The organism is Rhizobium sp. NPDC090275 (assembly GCF_044772225.1).
In the GTDB taxonomy this organism is placed as follows: Bacteria; Pseudomonadota; Alphaproteobacteria; order Rhizobiales; family Rhizobiaceae; genus Rhizobium.
Map to the genome: position 1 here is coordinate 122,773 of NZ_JBIVYL010000009.1, position 16,723 is coordinate 139,495.

A 16,723-nucleotide genomic window follows, 5' to 3' on the forward strand; every position below is an offset into this window, starting at 1 on the left:
CGCGAGATTCTTTTGTTGCAGTATGTATGGGGGAAACGTGCAGGGACATTTTAGCGGAATTCGAGACAACCATTCACGCGGCAGCGTGGCTGATTTTCTGAACCTCAGAATAGCTGAGGGGTGCAAGCTCTCGATCGTGTCGGCTTACTTTACAATACACGCATACGAGGCTTTGAGTGCTCGGCTAGAGGGCATTGAAAGCCTACAGTTTTTGTTCGGCGAACCACGGTTTGTTGCATCCCTCGACCCTGAAAAAACTGAGAGAAAGCACTTCTCCATCGACGACGATGGCCTGGAACTTGTCAATCGCCTTACCCAGCGTAAGGTTGCGTTCGACTGCGCTAGCTGGCTAAGAGAAAAGGTGCAAATTCGGTCCGTTGTTGATGCAAATTTCTTGCACGGAAAGATGTATCACGTTGACGACGGGCGCCGCGAGCACGCTCTGCTCGGCAGCTCCAATTTCACGCGACGTGGGTTGGGCCTTTCAAAATCGCCTAACCTAGAGCTGAATCTCGTCGTTGATAGCGATCGAGACCGCACCGATTTGAAGGCATGGTTCGATACTATTTGGGAAAATAAAGACCTTGTATCAGACGTTAAAGACGAGGTTTTGCGATACCTCGAGCAGCTTTACGTAAACCACGCACCTGAGTTCATATATTTCAAGACACTCTATCATGTCTTCGAGCGGTTTATTTCAGGCCAGGATGCAGATGCTGCGCTGTTCGAGCAGACTGCAATCATTGACACGGAAATATGGAAGGCTCTTTTTGATTTTCAAAAAGATGGAGTTAAAGGAGCGATCCACAAGATTAATGCGCATAATGGCTGCATTCTCGCGGATAGCGTGGGTCTAGGAAAAACCTACACGGCGCTGGCTGTCATCAAGTATTTCGAACTTCGGAATCACAGAGTTCTGGTCCTCTGCCCGAAAAAATTGCGCGACAACTGGACCGTTTTCTTGGCGCAAAACAACAGTGAGCTGAACCCTTTTCTCAAGGATCGTTTCAGTTACACGGTCCTTTCGCACACTGATCTTTCGCGTGAATCCGGAAGGGTTGACGGAGTCGATCTATCTTCGATCAACTGGAGCAATTTCGATTTGGTCGTGATCGACGAGTCTCATAACTTCAGAAACAATACAAAAGGTAGGCGTGACGACGACGGAAACATTATCCGCAAGAGCCGATACGAACGGCTGATGGACGATGTCATTCGGAGAGGCGTTAAGACAAAGGTTCTCTTGCTATCGGCGACGCCAGTAAACAACGATCTGGCCGATCTTCGCAATCAAATCTATTTTGTTACAGAAGGCCGTGACGCCGCGTTTGCTCCGGATTTGGCCGTTAACAGTATCAAAGATACGCTTTCAATCGCCCAGAAGACATTCATGGAATGGGCGCGTCGAAGCGGAGAACGAGAAGCGCGAGATCTCATGGATCGCTTGCCAGCTTCGTTCTTCACGTTGCTAGACGAATTGACGATCGCTCGGTCCCGGAACCACATCAAGAAATACTACCGTTCATCGCTCGAAAAAATTGGCCACTTTCCGAAGCGGCGGAAGCCGGAATCGGTGTTTTCTGAAATAGACCTTAAAGGCCGTTTTCTCTCGTATGACCGGTTAAACGATGAGATTTCCAAGTACGAACTCTCTCTTTTCAACCCCTCTCGCTACGTTCTTTCCGATTACGCCGCCCAATATGAAGAACGGAAGGTCAGAAATTTCTCGCAGGCTAATCGCGAGAAATTTCTTATCGGGATGATAAAAGTAAATTTCCTAAAGCGCTTGGAGAGCTCGGTCCACGCGTTCGCTATCACTATGGAGAGGACTGTCGCCAAAATTGAGGTGTTGGAGGAGAGGCTCCGCGCGTATCAGGCACATGCGAAGGCAGCCGAGCAGGCTCTTCAACCAGACCTGTTCGCTGTCGAGGATGAAGACGATGACGATCTGACCGAGGCGTTCCAGGTCGGGTCCAAGCTTAAGTTCGATATGGCTCACCTTAATGTTGATCGATGGCTCAAGGACCTCGCGACCGACAAACAGCAGCTTTCCTTGCTGTCCGACGCCGCTCAAGCAGTCGATACCTCTCGAGACGCCAAATTGGCGAAGCTTAAAAAATTGATCGAAAACAAGGTTCGGCACCCAGACCGCAATAGGAAAGGCGAGAATAATCGCAAGGTTATTGTTTTCTGCGCTTTTGCGGACACTGCGACTTACCTTTTTGAGGCATTGGAAGAATGGGCGCGTGGAGCTTTGGGCCTTCATATCGCGCTTGTATCAGGTGGGGCGAGACCCAACCGTACTACATTTGGAAAGCCCGATTTTTCTCAGATTCTGACCAACTTCTCCCCTCGCGCCAAGCAGCGCGAAAAGCTTAAGTCCATGCCGCAAGAGGGGGAGATCGACATTTTGATTGCCACAGACTGCATCTCAGAAGGGCAAAACCTTCAGGACTGCGATTACCTCATCAACTATGACATCCACTGGAATCCGGTCCGCATAATCCAGCGCTTCGGACGCATTGACCGTATCGGCAGCCTCAATCACGAAATCCAGCTCGTGAACTTTTGGCCGACACCCGATCTCAACAAATACATAAACCTCAAAAACCGGGTCGAGGCCCGCATGGCACTCGTTGATATCGCAGCGACCAATGAGGACAACATTCTGAACGCCAAGGAAATCGAGGAACTTGTGCACGATGACCTTCGATATCGCGACAAGCAATTGCTTAGGTTGAAGGATGAAGTCCTTGATCTTGAAGACTTCAACGAGTCAGTCGCACTCAGTGAATTCACGCTCGATGATTTCCGCGCAGAACTCATGGGCTTCATCGAGGCAAACCGTAAGCGGCTGGAGGATGCTCCTCTCGGCCTCTACGCTGTTGTCCCTACAAACATCAATTTTCCAATCGTCCAGCCGGGAACAATTTACTGCTTGAAGCAACGAGCAACGTCGGCCGGCGCTGAGGCGGTCAATCCGCTTCAGCCCTATTTTCTCGTCTATGTCCGCGACGATGGTGAAGTGCGCTACAATTTCACAGCGCCAAAGCAGGTGCTTGAAATCTTCCGTGCCCTTTGCCAGGGCAAGAGCGCGCCCTACGCCAAGCTGTGCGAACTGTTCGATGCGCAGACAGACGATGGGCGCGACATGAAACGCTACAGCACGCTGTTGGATTCAGCGATCAGCGCGATCGCATCACAGACTGACAGAAAGAACCTCGGGAACCTCTTTGCGGGCCGAGGTGGCAAGCTGGTAGACGATTCCAAGTTGCCGAAAACGGCCGCTGATTTCGATCTAGTCACATGGTTGGTGATCATGCAGACCGAGGAGACCGGAAATGACTGAAACTCGGTCAAAGGTTCGGACCGCGCTGCAAGCGTTTGCCACCACCACAACGAAGGAAGCCGGAACCGAATTATTCGGACTGCTTGGCTATGCAAGCCGCAAAACCGTCGATCTTGATGGAAAGCCGTCATCATTCCTGAATTTAGTCGACAGCGACGGCAAGCTGGACTCGAAACGGGATGCCAGAGTCGAGGCTTGGAACCGCGTTGATCTGCTGTTCCAGCTAACCAACGACGAAATCCCGATGCTGGTTCAAGGCAATCCCGACCTCATTTCGGGTAAGCAGGACTACCGCAATTCGATCATCGAGTCTTTCGTCTTCCTCACCATCGAACTGCAAGGCGAAGAGTGGAGCCGAACCGAGCTTGCCGGCGTCACGCGCGAGATCAACCGAATCTTCCCCATGCCTGCGCTCATTTTGTTCCGGCACGGCCGTTTCGTGTCGCTCGCAGTCATCGACCGCCGTCCGAACAAAAAGGATGGCTCGCGCGACGTGATCGAAAAGCGCATCTCGATCGTGAAGGACGTCAATTTCACCGACCCGCATCGTGCCCATGTGGATATCCTCTGCGATATCGCACTGGCTAGCGTGAAGGTGCGTGGGAAGGGTACGCCAACGAACTTCCGCGATCTCTATGATGGCTGGATGGAGGCATTGTCGGCGCAGACGCTGAACAAGAAATTCTATGGTGAACTTGCCAACTGGTTTTTCTGGTCAACGAAGATCGTCGAGTTTCCGGCAGCAGTTCTAGCGCACGAGAACGAGACGACTGAAAAGGCCAAGAAGGAAGCCTTTGAGGCGCAGAACCAGATCGCCGTCATAAGGCTGCTCACCCGGCTGATCTTTGTCTGGTTCATCAAGGAAAAGGGATTGGTGCCCGATGCGCTATTCGATCAGGCCGAGCTTAAAGCGTTATTGAACGAAGACCCGGTAAGCCAGCGCGACAGCAGTACCTACTACAAGGCGGTGTTGCAAAACCTGTTTTTCGCCACGCTCAACACTGAGATGTCGGAAAACCGCGATTGGCGCACAAAGGGTACAAGCGGCGGGCTAGACGGGCAATATCTCATCCATACGGTCTATCGCTTCCGTGATGCCTTCCGCGACCCGGATACAGCCCTCCGCCTGTTCAGGACGGTACCATTCCTCAACGGCGGCCTGTTCGAGTGCCTCGACCGCCAAGTGTCCGTTCCTGATCTTGAACGCAACCCGGATCTGAAGAAGCGTCTTGTTAAGGAAGGTAAACACGATGTCATCCGGATCGATGGCTTCTCCGAGCGAGTCGAAAATCCGCTGAAAGTACCAAACAAGATTTTCTTCGCGGCGAAGGAAAAGGTCGATCTCAATGCAGACTACGACACCAAGGGGAAGATTTATGAGGCCGATGGCCTGATCGAACTGTTTTCCCGGTATAAGTTTACGGTCGAGGAGAACACCCCTGTCGAGGAAGAGGTCGCGCTCGATCCTGAACTGCTGGGCAAGGTATTCGAGAACCTGCTCGCGAGCTACAATGCCGATACCCGCACCACGGCTCGTAAGAAGTCCGGCTCGTTCTACACGCCGCGCGAAGTCGTCGATTACATGGTCGATGAGGCACTGGTCGCGCATTTCGAGCGGCGACTGGCGGCAGCACCGGCACGGCCAACGCCTAGCAAACCGCGCCAGCAGGCAATGGATATGGCGATGCCAGGCGAGTTTGATCTCAGTAAGCCTGCCAGCGGCGATCCGGCCAGCCTAACGGCGGACACTAGCGATCTCAGCAAGCGCCTGCGCAATCTTCTCTCGTACAAGGAGAGCGGCAATCCATTCACGCCAACGGAGACGGACCAGCTGATCGCAGCCATCGACAGCCTCAAAGCCTTGGACCCGGCTTGCGGTTCCGGCGCATTCCCCATGGGCCTGTTGCAGAAGCTCATCCATGTGCTGCACCGGCTGGACCCGGACAATGTGCGCTGGAAGTCACAGAACCGCAAGCCGCTGGAGCAAAGCTTGAAGGCGGCCCATGCCACGGTGAACCCCTCCGACAGGGAACAGCGGATCGAGGAAGCTGAATCAGCCCTTGCCAAACTCGACCGGGATTTCTCCGACACTAACAAGCCGGATTACGCGCGAAAACTCTATCTCATCGACAAATGCCTTTTTGGCGTCGATATCCAGCCTATCGCGGTTCAGATCGCCAAGTTGCGCTTCTTCATCTCTCTGGTGGTGAGCCAGAAGATTGATTTCGACAATGCAGACAACCTCAACATCACAGCGCTGCCCAACCTTGAAACCAAGCTCGTTGCCGCCAATAGCCTCATCCTAATCGAGCGAAAGGCCCAAGCCGATCTGTTCCGCAACACCAAGATCGCCGAAAAAGAAGCCGAACTGCGGGTAATGAATGGGCGCTATTTCTCCGCTCGCAACTCAAAGACCAAGCTTGCCCGGCGCGAGAATATTGGCGCGCTGCGCGATGAGCTAGCCGATCTGCTAAAGTCCGACCATGGTCTTTCCGAGCAGGACGCTAATCAGATGGCGGCATGGGACCCGTTTGACCAGAATGCAGCAGCACCTTTTTTCGATCCAGAATGGATGTTCGCTCTTGAGCAGCCGAAAACTGAGGCGACAGCCTACTCTTATCGTGTCGGACCGTTTGATTTGGTCATCGGCAATCCGCCCTATGTGCGGCAAGAGGCGATCAAGGAGCAAAAGCCGCAATTGCAGAAATTTTACGGTAGAAAGGACCAGAAGGGCAATGTGCTTGGCGCCTATGCCGGCACGGCGGACCTGTTCGTCTATTTCATCCAGCGCGGCATTGAGCTGCTCAGCCCCGGTGGAGCCTTTGCTTTTATCACTTCTAATAAATGGTATCGTGCCAAATATGGTACGAATCTCCGTGGCTGGCTGAACCGGCATACCCAATTGCGCCGCGTTATCGACTTTGGCGATGCTCCAGTGTTTGACGCTATCGCCTATCCCACCATTCTCATTGCCAGCAGGCGGGAGGTTCCGGTGCCTGCACCGCGCGAGAAAGACGTGGTCCGCGTGATGAACTGGCCGGCGGAATTGACACGCGAGGATATTCCCGGCTTCCCCGAACTGGTGGACGAGATCGGCTTCAACATGCCCCAGAAAGCGCTTGCTTTGGATGGCTGGCAGCTGGAGCCACAGGCCAGGCGCGGGCTTCTGGAGCGCATACGCGCGGCAGGAATGCCACTCGGCCAATATGTCGGGGGGCACATTTATCCTGGAGTGAAAAGTGGCTTCAATCAAGCCTACGTAATCGATTCAGAAACTCGACAGCGGCTGATCTCTGAGCATCCAAGTTCGTCAGAAGTGATCAAGCCCTACTTGAGAGGGCGTGACCTAAAGAGATGGCGCGTTGAATCTAAAGACAGCTGGATTATCTTTATCCCCTGGCATTTCCCGCTTCACGACGACCCCAAAATCAAAGTTGCTTCTGACGAGGCCGAATTAGCGTTTTCCGAGGAATATCCGGCCGTATACGCGCATCTCCTGAAGCATCGTGAAAAACTGTCTACGCGAGATAAGGCTGAAACTGGGATACGCTATGAATGGTATGCAATGGCGCGGTTTAGGGATTACTGGCGCGAGTTTTTGCGGCCAAAGATAATTATGGGCCGCTTCATGGATAAGCCTACTTACGCATACGACGAGGAGGGCTATTTTACAAACGATGCTCTTTTCATTGTCACTAACGTCGATCGTTACGTGCTTGCGATATTGAACAGCCCTGTGAACTGGTGGTTCTTGAGGGCCACGAGTACTGATCTCCAGAATGGCTTCATTCAGGCGCTTCTGACGAACCAAACTCCGATACCAATTCCCGCCGCTTCTCAGATTCAACGAATGCTCGTCAATTGCTCTATTCGAGCGATTGAGGCTCGCGGGACCGACAACCGCCTCGAACAGCTGCTCAACGGCTTCGTATACGAACTGTTCTTCAAGGACGACCTGCACGCCCGCGGCTTGACTCTCTTCGATGAGGCGGAACGGGCGGGCTTAAGCAACCTCGCGGACCTGGAAAGGACGGAACTGGTGAAGGCGGCGGAAGACTTCGCAGCCACACACCTCGTCCCCGGCGCCACCTTAAGAACCATGCTCTCCGACCTTGCTACCCTGGACGTCGTTCGCATTATTGAGGGCCGGGAATGAGTGCAATAGCGCCGCCAGTCGCGGCACCCGCCGTACCCCCTGCCATCGACCCACCGAAGATCAAAACCCTTACCCTCTGCGACTTCCGCGCCTTCGCAGGCCCAGAACCTGTGACCTTCCTTCTCGATGGCAAGAACCTGTTGATATACGGGGAGAATGGCGCGGGGAAATCATCGGTATTCCATGCGCTGGATGAGTTTTTTGCACTGCCTAGCCCTTTAGCAAACAGCGAAACACGTCGCAGCCGGCTGGCCTCCCTCTCGAACCGGTTCACGCAAAAAATCCGTTGCAAGGTGCATAGCGATTTCGAGGATGAACTAGGAGTGATACAAACTGCTGGATTGGAGATTGATGTTCGCGAAGTCTTCGCGCTGGAAGCGTTGAAGTCGGGTGTTCTTGAAGAGGTGTCGCGATACAATACGGCGTCAGTTGAGGTGGCGTTTACGGACAATTCGGCGACCGTGCGTTGGGATCAGACAAGCCACCCGATCGATACCGCGACAGGCGGCCAACAGCTTGTCGTCAATTCGGCCTACCGCAAAGCCGTTCTCGACTACCGTTCGCTTTTGGAGACAAATTACCGTCACGGCAATGGCGCGGTGAATTTGTTCGACGTGTGCGTTTACATTCTTCTGCGTGACTATCCCGTCCTGCACGATGGCCGTGAATGGCGACTGCTCGATCTCTGGATGGAGTTGATCCGGTTGTTGGATGTCGAGGCGCGAGGGCGGACGAAGCTCGGCAAAACCGAGAAGCCGAAGGTTTTGGCCTTGCTACCCTCAATCAATCAGGGCATCCGCGACGCCATCGCGGCAGTGCAGCCTCAGATCAACCCCCTGCTCGAGGAGCTTGGGTGGGACGACATTAAAATCATATCGCTGGATTTTGCGGGGGTAACCTATCGAGACCGAGCTACCATTCCGCCTTTGCAAAGGATCGAAACGAAGAACATTGGTGTTACGCTGACATTCCTGGGTCAGCCTATTGACCGACCGCAAAACTTCCTAAACGAGGCACGTCTTTCAGCGCTGGCGCTTGCTATTTATTTTTCCGGCCGACAAGCCAGCCCAACAACACAGCAAGCCACCACGCCGCGCTTAATCGTACTCGATGACGTGCTGATCGGTTTGGACCAATCGAACCGCATGCCGGTGTTGCGCATGCTCGATCAGCAGTTCGACATGTGGCAGATCGTGCTGCTCACTCATGATCGCGTCTGGTATGAGATGGCACGCTTCCATCTTGCCGACCAAGGGAAATGGGGGGCAGTTGAGATGTTTGAAGAGAAACTGCCTGATGGGATACCGCGCCCAGTTCTAAGGCCAGCGAACATTGATGCAATCGCTGCAAACCTTGCAACCGCACGTCGTTTTCACGGTCTTAACGAATATGCGGCTGCCGCCGTGCATGCGCGAATTGCTTTCGAGTTAGCCCTAAAGAAATTGTGTGAGCGCAAAAGCATCCCAGTGCGGTTCAGAATTGATCCACGCCAACTATCTTCGGACGAACTGCTAACGTCCATCGAAACCTGGCTTAACGACGCCAGTCGCACCGCTATGAAACCGCTCATTGATCCGGCAATCGTCTCATTGAAGCTCTGGCGCAAGGTTGTACTCAACCCATTTTCGCATTCTACTCCCGTTAGCCTGAATGCTGCTGAAGTTCACGGTGCGATTGATGCAGTCGAAAAGCTTCACGCTGATTTCCAGCAGCATATCCCAAGATAGAAAAGAGGCCTGCCGAGTCTGACTTTACACTGTTCACAACGGCTAGTTCAGCGTCACCGAGCTGTAGGGCACTACGAATACGATCGAAAAACCCTTGCAAATGATGTTTGAGAAAGCCTCGAAAATTGTTTGGTGTGTGTCGGACCATAAATAGTTTCGACAGCGCGGGGACTCGCCGATACCTTGCTTACATAGATTTATGTGCTACGCTACATAAAACCCTGTGCCGAGACATTACCGCGTGGCCTATGCAGAATTTTTATCCGACTTGGCAAAAGCTGGCCTTACGGTGCGCGCGTTTGCAGTTATGATTGGCATGAACCCGAACTCGATTTCCAACTACGCTCGCACTGGCGAGTGCCCAACGCACCTTGCGCTTATCGCCGCTTTGATTGCCAACATGCATACGCATGGACTTGATTTTCGCCAGGCAATTGCCACAGTCGCTGTGGATCCTAAAAAGCCACGCGGCGGAGCGCGTGCGGGTCAGTTCGGCGGAGATCGCCAAGTACCGCTGGATTTGACACCGTGACGGCGGAAGAAAGCATCACGCTGGATCGTGCAGCCCAAGTGCTCGGCTGGCCAGGGCGGGAGGATGTCCTGAATCCAACTGGGGCGGGACCAGCAGTCTATGCTGCCTTGGTTCGCGAGAAGATCGGCCGCGTGCTCGCAAGACGGCCAGATGGCCGGGACGCGCAGGTGGGCATTCTGACGCCCGATCATGCATCCTCGGATACCGAACCGCCCTTGGCGGTTGTCGTCGAATTTACGTCTGGCGTCAGTGACAATACCTTGCAGGAGCTTCAAAGGCTGGCTTGGAACTTTTCGCACAGCCCGACCCTCATCACGATCGAGCCGCATCTACTGCGCGTATGGACCGCTTGCGAAGCGCCGACGCCTGGACGCCTCGTCGGTGACGCGTTGGTCCATACGCTGACCCCCGAGGCGCTTAACAGGTCCACTCCTCTCGAAATTGCAGCCACGCGAGCGCTGCACTGGATCAGCCTCGTTTCCGGGGATTTTTACGCCTCTCATGCCGAACGCTTCGATCGCGATGGTCGTGCTGACCAGATGCTGCTCGGCAATCTGCGTTTCATACGCGATCGACTTTACGCCGAGGGGCTTGTTAACGACGACGTCTGCCATGACTTGCTGGCACGGGTTATTTTCATTCAGTTCTTGTTCGACCGCAAGGATACGGACGGGGCGGCAGCCCTAGATGCTGCCAAGCTCGCCCGCCTTTCTAAGGACGGGACGCTGAATCATGTTTACAGTAATTTCTCGGAATTGCTGAAGCATTATGACGATACGTATCGCCTGTTTGAGTGGCTAAATGTCCGCTTTAACGGCGACCTATTCCCGGGCAAAGGCGACACGGCCGAGGCGCGTGCGGTGGGCTGGGCCACCGAGCAGCGCCTCGTCCGAGCGGAGCATCTCAGCTTGCTTTCGGACTTTATCGGCGGTCGAATTGATATGCCCTCGGGGCAAGGCGCGTTGTGGCCGCAATACGCATTCGACGTCATTCCGCTTGAATTCATCAGCAGCATCTATGAAACTTTCGTCACTGAGCGTGCGGCCAGGGATGCCATTTTCTATACGCCGCCGCATCTGGTCGACTTTGTCCTTGACCGGGTCCTGCCTTGGCATGGCACGGTTTGGGATCTGAAGGTTCTAGATCCGGCTTGCGGATCGGGCATCTTTCTCGTTAAGGCGTTTCAACGGCTCGTACATCGCTGGAAACAGGCCAATCCCGGCCAACAGGTCAGGGCGGACACGCTGCGACGTCTTCTAGAGCGCAACCTTTTTGGCGTCGACAAGGATCCGCATGCGGTTCGGGTTGCGTGCTTCAGCCTGTATCTGGCGATGTGCGATGAAATCGAGCCGCGCCACTACTGGACGCAAGTGGTGTTTCCAACCATGCGCGACCGCCGCCTGATATGTTCCGACTTTTTTGCCAAGGACGGCAACGGCTTTACCGTCGGAAGCGCGAGTTATGACCTCATTATTGGCAATGCGCCGTGGGGCGACGGGCTGGCGACCGAAGACGCCAAGGAATGGGCCAAGACGACGGAACCTAGATGGACGATTGCCAACAACGACATCGGTGGTCTGTTTTTAGCAAAGGGATCGATGCTGCTGCGCAACGGCGGCCGCTTGGCGATGATTCAGTCAGCTAATTCCATTCTGTTCAACGATAGTCCGCCAGCACAGCGATTTCGACAGGAGACTTTCTCGCGACGCCGCATCACGGAAATTTACAACCTCTCGGCCTTGCGCTTCAAAGTCTTCAAACGTAAGTCCCATACGCCAAAACGGTCAACGTCGCCGGCCTGCGCGATTGTCATGGAGCTTGGCGAGCCTTCTCTTGACGATCGCATTGTCTATGTCAGCCCCAAGTCCACTAGACCGCTTGTGGACGAGTTTGCTATCGTTATCGAGCCTCAGGACCGCCGTGCCCTGACGGTACGTGAAGCAGTTTCGGATCCCCTGGTATGGACCACCTTGATGTGGGGCGGTCCGCGGGACCGCGCCCTTGTGCGCCGACTGCAGAGGTATCCGACGCTTGGATCACTAGAGGCCGAAGGCGTTCGAAGCAGCCGCGGCATTCAATATGGCGACAAGAAGAAGGATGTATTAAGCCTCGCCCAGCATCGCCTATTTGACGAACGGAATTTTGCAGCAGGAAGTCTGCTGGAATTCGATGCCGATAGGCTGCCGTTGGCCGGCCCTCTAAAGCTCGATGCCCGAATGTCGACCGATTACGCCGCTTTCGCGTTTCCGCAATTGATCATCAAGCGAAGCTGGCGGGCGCATTCCTCGCGATTTGAAGCGCGGCTTGCTCGATCCTCGCGTCAGGAGGCGGTTGTTTGCAATCAAAGCTACGTCTCCGCCCACGCAACCACGGGCGTCCTCGAGGCGGCGTGCCTTACCTTCAATAGCATGCTTGCAACTTATTTTTTGCAGCTGACGAGTGGGCGGACCGCCGCCTACCGGCCCGAAGCGTTGATTAGCGAAATTCGCGACATGCCGCTTCCCCAGCCTGATGACATTGCGCTGGATGGTGCCGATAGCCTTGCCGATGTCGATGATCGTGTGTTCAAGGCATTTGAGCTGAAAGACGCCGAGCGCGTCCTAGTGGAAGACATGTTCAATTATGTCGTCCCAGACTTTCGTGGCGACGCTTCATCGCCCGGCATGATGCGGACCAAATCGACCGAGTGTTCCGGATCGGGCTTCACCTCGCTTGAAGACTACTGCCGCTATTTCGTGCGCGTTCTGAAGGCAGGCTTTGGAGATGATCGCGGGGTTGAAGCGACTATTTTTGAAACAGCCGCGAGCGGTGCGCCCCTGCCTTATCGTCTCGTCGCCTTTAGCCTTGTGGAAACACATACGGATCCGCGCTCTATCAATGTTCATCCTGTGACTAGCGCTGAGTTGATCCGGCAGATGGAAGCACTCGATCTTATCTCCGAAAAGACCCGGCGCGGACTGTACGCTCGGAAGGTGGCCCGCGTTTATGATGGCAGCAGCGGTACACCTAAGATTTTCATCCTCAAACCCGATATGGCACGTTTTTGGACTCGAAGCATGGCCCTTGAAGACGGCGATGCAGTCGCCCTGGATCTTTTCCGATGGCAACAGAGTGGCGCCGGCAAAGGGTTTATCCAATAATGACCGGCGGATTTTCTTCAGTGGACCCGGCATTTGTCGCTCAGGCCTGCAGCTGGATGCGCAATCCGGCAATTATTATCCTCAAGCCCGTGTTGGCTGCGCATGAGCGGATGGTATCGGAAAATCCGTTTGTCGATGGACGCGATCCGGAACGAAGCATTACGCAACTGCTGGAACCTCGAATTCGTGATTTGCTGTCCGGCGATGAGCCTTTCTACGTCCAACACGGGCCCTATGAGCGCGAGACGATGGCGCCGCAGCCTGCGCAACCGCCTCAATATGACCTTGCCTTCGTGCTGCGCGCCGATGAGCGTGTGATGTGGCCGCTAGAAGCGAAGATTCTCGAGACACCAAATCAGATGGCTGCATATGAGAGCGACATCAAAGAACAATTCCTAACGTGCCGCTACGCGCCCTTTTCTAGCTCGGGCGCCATGCTCGGTTTCCTTCTTTCAGGAACGATCAACGACACACGAATTGCGATCCAGAAGAAACTAGGAACTGAGCTTTTTACCATTACAGATTTGCTATCGGAGCCTGCATGGGTCTCGCATCACAGTCGGGTAGTTCCAGCGGGAAAGGCCTATTCTCAATCCTTTGATTGCTACCATCTTGTTTTGGCCTACCCTAATATAAAGCGTGCTAAAAATTGAAATCATAGATGGTTTCCCCGGTATTGAGCCGGTCAGCAGCACAGAGGTGGACATGCCGCGGAGGTGGGGTTCAGTCTTTCCAACAGACATCGACGGCGCCGCTGTCGACTCCTCCGACAACGCGCTGGTCGATCAGTTGCTGCTCTTACCGGTGAAGCTCTGCCTGTCGATCGCGCTGGCCTCGACGGCGAGGTAGTCAGCCCAGCGCTGATGGCCAAGCGGCTGGAGACCTCGAGCATCATTCAACAACGGACGCTTCTTCGTCCGTCTCGCTTTCGCCGACTTCCGAGGCGGCGATTTCGTTTTGAACCGCATGTCGGCTCAGCAGGCCGGCGTCCTCGAGTGCTTCGATGTTCGGAAGGTCGCGCAGGGTCTCCATACCGAACGCCGATAGAAAGTGCGGCGTCGTCACGTATGTGTATGGCGCACCAGGTGTTGGGCTGCGTGGCCCGGAGCCGATGAACCCCGCACCGCGAAGATGACCAATGACGTCGCGGCTGACTTCTTTGCCAAAAATCTTCGACAGTTCGCCGCGGGTGACCGGCTGGAAATATCCCACCGCCATCAGCACCATCGCCTCGAACTCGGAGAGAGCTGCTGCCCCTCCCCGCGTCGGCGCCGACGAAGCGCGGATCGTTTCGGCGAAACGGGGCCGGGTTCGGTGCTGCCACCCGCCGGCGACCGACACCAACTCATAAGGCCGGTCCCGCAGTTCCTCAACGAGGTCGTCGATCAGCAGATCAATGCTGCAATCTTTTCCCACCACCCGCGCCAGCGTCTCGCGGCTGACCGGCTCGGCTGAGGCGAAGATCACCGCCTCGACCCGCATCATCCATTCCCGCCAGCGCATCTCCGCCGGGAACTGATCCAGTTCACGATCATAGAGAAGTTCGTCTCCGGCGTTCGCCTTTCGACGAGATGGTTTGAGTGCAGGAGATCCGGCCATGATCACAACCCAAAAATTCGGAAGGAGGAGCGGCCGGAGAGCTCGCGCACCGCTTCGAAGCTTTCCAGACGCTCGAACAGCCGGTTGGCCGCCCAGCGCGACAGATCACTTCCCGGCGCGGACGCCGGCACGGCATCCTCGGTTAGTAGCTTGCGGATCACCGGCTCGGCGCCTTTCGTCCGCACCTTCGGCGCGGCGGCCAGCAGTCGTGACGCCCGGCGGTCGATCTCAACGGCGGACCGCAGCGCGGCGTCGACGCCATCTACTAATGCCAGGCAGATCGCTTTCGGATAGGCCGGTTCACCCGGCCGAACGCGGCCGCGGCCACCGATGGTGCGGAACGCCGGGCCAAACCGTTCGGGCAGCAGCAGCGGCACGGGTTTCGGCCAATTGAGCTTTTGAGCCAGCACGGCTTCAGCGAGGCCAAGGGCCATCCCCTCGGCATCCGGGCGAACGGCAGAGATCGCCGTTATCAGGTCCGCCACCGCGAAGGGTGCTGCTTGCCCGGACTGGATCGCTGTATCGACCAGATCCGGTACCTCCGCAAGGGCATCATCCCACCGAAGCGCAAAATGATCAGCCAACTCCTTGACGACCGATGTGGTGATTGTCCCGGATCGGCGCGCCAGCATTCGTGTGGCCAAAAACAGCTTGCCGGCCGGGCCGGGATCGTCGCCTGTTGTTGTGAGCAGGACGGCGTCACGCAACGCGTGTTCGTCCTCGTTGCGACCGAGCATTTTGGCGGCGACAGCCGCCGATTTCAGGGCGACGCGATCGCGCCAGCAGCTCAACCATGGCGGATCGGCGCGGATCAGATCGTCGAGGGATTTCAGAGCGATGCCGGCTGCGAAGGTAGCGTCGGTTTCAGTGATGTCGTGCGTTCGCAGTGGCGTCCAGCCCGGCAAGCGGGCCGACCAGGTCGGCGTCGTTGGAGTGACAGGAACGAACGAATCCATGCGACGGAGCATAAATCAGTTGCGCGGTTTATGCCAGCTATATCGACCGAAACCGCACCGCCTGTCGGCAACATAAAACGTCCGATAATCTTGCATTATCGGACGTTTTTGTCATTATAAGGAAATGGCCCAAATCATCGAGCAGAACAGCGAAAATCACGGCGAGGAGACCTCTGCTCCGCCTCTCGGCACGGCGGCCGGGTATGATGTTTCCGCGCCGGAGGTGTCGGGTGAAAGCCCCCTCCCCTCTCGCGCCGTTCAGGACCAGACGCCCGCCCATCTTGCAAGCCTTGCTGATCGCGCCCGGGCTTATGTTGAAGCCGCCAGTTCCGCCAATACGCGCAAAGCCTATGCCGCCGACTGGAAGCATTTTTCCGCATGGTGCCGGAGGTCTAATCTGGCTCCCCTCCCTCCGCATCCGCAAACCGTCGGGCTATACATCACAGCCTGTGCTTCTGGCACGGTTGATCGAAGCACCAAAGCCAAATCTGTCTCGACCATTGAACGACGCCTCTCCTCTCTCAGCTGGAGCTATGCCCAGCGCGGTCTCTCGCTCGATCGCAAAGACAGGCACATTGCGACGGTGATGGCCGGCATCCGCAACAGCCATGCGCGTCCGCCGGTCCAGAAGGAAGCGGTGATGGCAGAAGATATCATCGCCATGGTCGAGACGCTCGACCGCGGTTCGCTGCGCGGCATGCGCGACCGGGCCATGCTGCTGGTCGGCTATGCAGGCGGGCTCCGCCGTTCCGAGATTGTCGGTCTTGATCTCAAGGCGGATCAGACTGAGGACGGTCGCGGCTGGATCGAGATCCTCGACAAAGGCATGCTGGTGACGCTTCGCGGCAAGACCGGTTGGCGCACGGTCGAGATTGGTCGTGGCTCGTCAGACGCCACCTGCCCGGTCGCCACCGTCGAAACCTGGATCAAGTTTGCCAAGCTCGCCCATGGTCCCCTGTTCCGTCGGGTGACCGGCCAGGGAAAATCCGTCGGTTCGGAACGCTTGAACGACAAGGAAATTGCCCGTCTGGTCAAGCGCACAGCCATGGCTGCCGGCATTCGCGGCGATCTGGCAGAGCTCGAGCGGCAGTTCAAATTCTCCGGTCACTCCTTGCGCGCCGGCCTCGCCTCGTCTGCCGAGGTGGACGAGCGTTATGTCCAGAAGCAGCTTGGGCATGCTTCTGCCGAAATGACCCGGCGGTACCAGCGCCGGCGCGATCGCTTCAGGGTGAACCTGACCAAGGCGGCGGGACTGTGAGGAACG

10 protein-coding genes are annotated in these 16,723 nt (G+C 55.8%); 8 read left to right on the forward strand and 2 right to left on the reverse strand.

Annotation, left to right across the window (positions count from 1 at the left end):
• Positions 1-85 precede the first annotated feature (85 nt).
• The 7 genes from ACIQUB_RS22235 to ACIQUB_RS22265 all read left to right on the forward strand — a co-directional run bounded on the left by ACIQUB_RS22235 (position 86) and on the right by ACIQUB_RS22265 (position 13,753).
• Positions 86-3,349, forward strand: coding sequence for a helicase-related protein (locus tag ACIQUB_RS22235; RefSeq protein WP_402932211.1), 3,264 nt, complete (start codon positions 86-88; stop codon positions 3,347-3,349).
• Positions 3,342-7,505, forward strand: a complete 4,164-nt coding sequence (locus ACIQUB_RS22240) for an Eco57I restriction-modification methylase domain-containing protein (RefSeq protein WP_402932213.1) — start codon at positions 3,342-3,344, stop codon at positions 7,503-7,505. The genes ACIQUB_RS22235 and ACIQUB_RS22240 overlap by 8 nt, the downstream gene beginning before the upstream one ends.
• Positions 7,502-9,232, forward strand: coding sequence for an AAA family ATPase (locus ACIQUB_RS22245; protein ID WP_402932215.1), 1,731 nt, complete (start codon positions 7,502-7,504; stop codon positions 9,230-9,232). The genes ACIQUB_RS22240 and ACIQUB_RS22245 overlap by 4 nt, the downstream gene beginning before the upstream one ends.
• Positions 9,233-9,473: 241 nt before the next feature.
• Positions 9,474-9,764 carry an XRE family transcriptional regulator gene (locus ACIQUB_RS22250; RefSeq protein WP_402932217.1) on the forward strand — a complete coding sequence of 97 codons (291 nt, stop codon included), beginning with the start codon at positions 9,474-9,476 and terminating at the stop codon, positions 9,762-9,764.
• Positions 9,761-12,904, forward strand: a complete 3,144-nt coding sequence (locus ACIQUB_RS22255; protein WP_402932219.1) for a class I SAM-dependent DNA methyltransferase — start codon at positions 9,761-9,763, stop codon at positions 12,902-12,904. Before ACIQUB_RS22250 ends, ACIQUB_RS22255 begins: the two co-directional genes overlap by 4 nt.
• Positions 12,904-13,557 (forward strand): hypothetical protein, encoded by a 654-nt coding sequence (locus ACIQUB_RS22260; protein ID WP_402932221.1) that lies wholly within the window; start codon positions 12,904-12,906, stop codon positions 13,555-13,557. The genes ACIQUB_RS22255 and ACIQUB_RS22260 overlap by 1 nt, the downstream gene beginning before the upstream one ends.
• A gap of 52 nt (positions 13,558-13,609) precedes the next feature.
• On the forward strand, positions 13,610-13,753 hold the full coding sequence (locus ACIQUB_RS22265) for a hypothetical protein (RefSeq protein ID WP_402932223.1): 144 nt from the start codon (positions 13,610-13,612) through the stop codon (positions 13,751-13,753).
• A gap of 42 nt (positions 13,754-13,795) precedes the next feature.
• Here ACIQUB_RS22265 and ACIQUB_RS22270 read toward each other — a convergent pair whose 3' ends face one another.
• Positions 13,796-14,503 carry an SMC-Scp complex subunit ScpB gene (locus tag ACIQUB_RS22270; protein ID WP_402932225.1) on the reverse strand — a complete coding sequence of 236 codons (708 nt, stop codon included), beginning with the start codon at positions 14,501-14,503 and terminating at the stop codon, positions 13,796-13,798.
• 2 nt (positions 14,504-14,505) lie between these two features.
• A complete protein-coding gene (locus ACIQUB_RS22275) occupies positions 14,506-15,459 on the reverse strand; it encodes a DUF1403 family protein (protein WP_402932226.1) in 954 nt (317 codons plus the stop codon).
• A gap of 124 nt (positions 15,460-15,583) precedes the next feature.
• Between ACIQUB_RS22275 and ACIQUB_RS22280 the strand changes: the two genes are divergently transcribed.
• Positions 15,584-16,717 (forward strand): site-specific integrase, encoded by a 1,134-nt coding sequence (locus ACIQUB_RS22280; protein ID WP_402932228.1) that lies wholly within the window; start codon positions 15,584-15,586, stop codon positions 16,715-16,717.
• Positions 16,718-16,723: the final 6 nt, after the last annotated feature.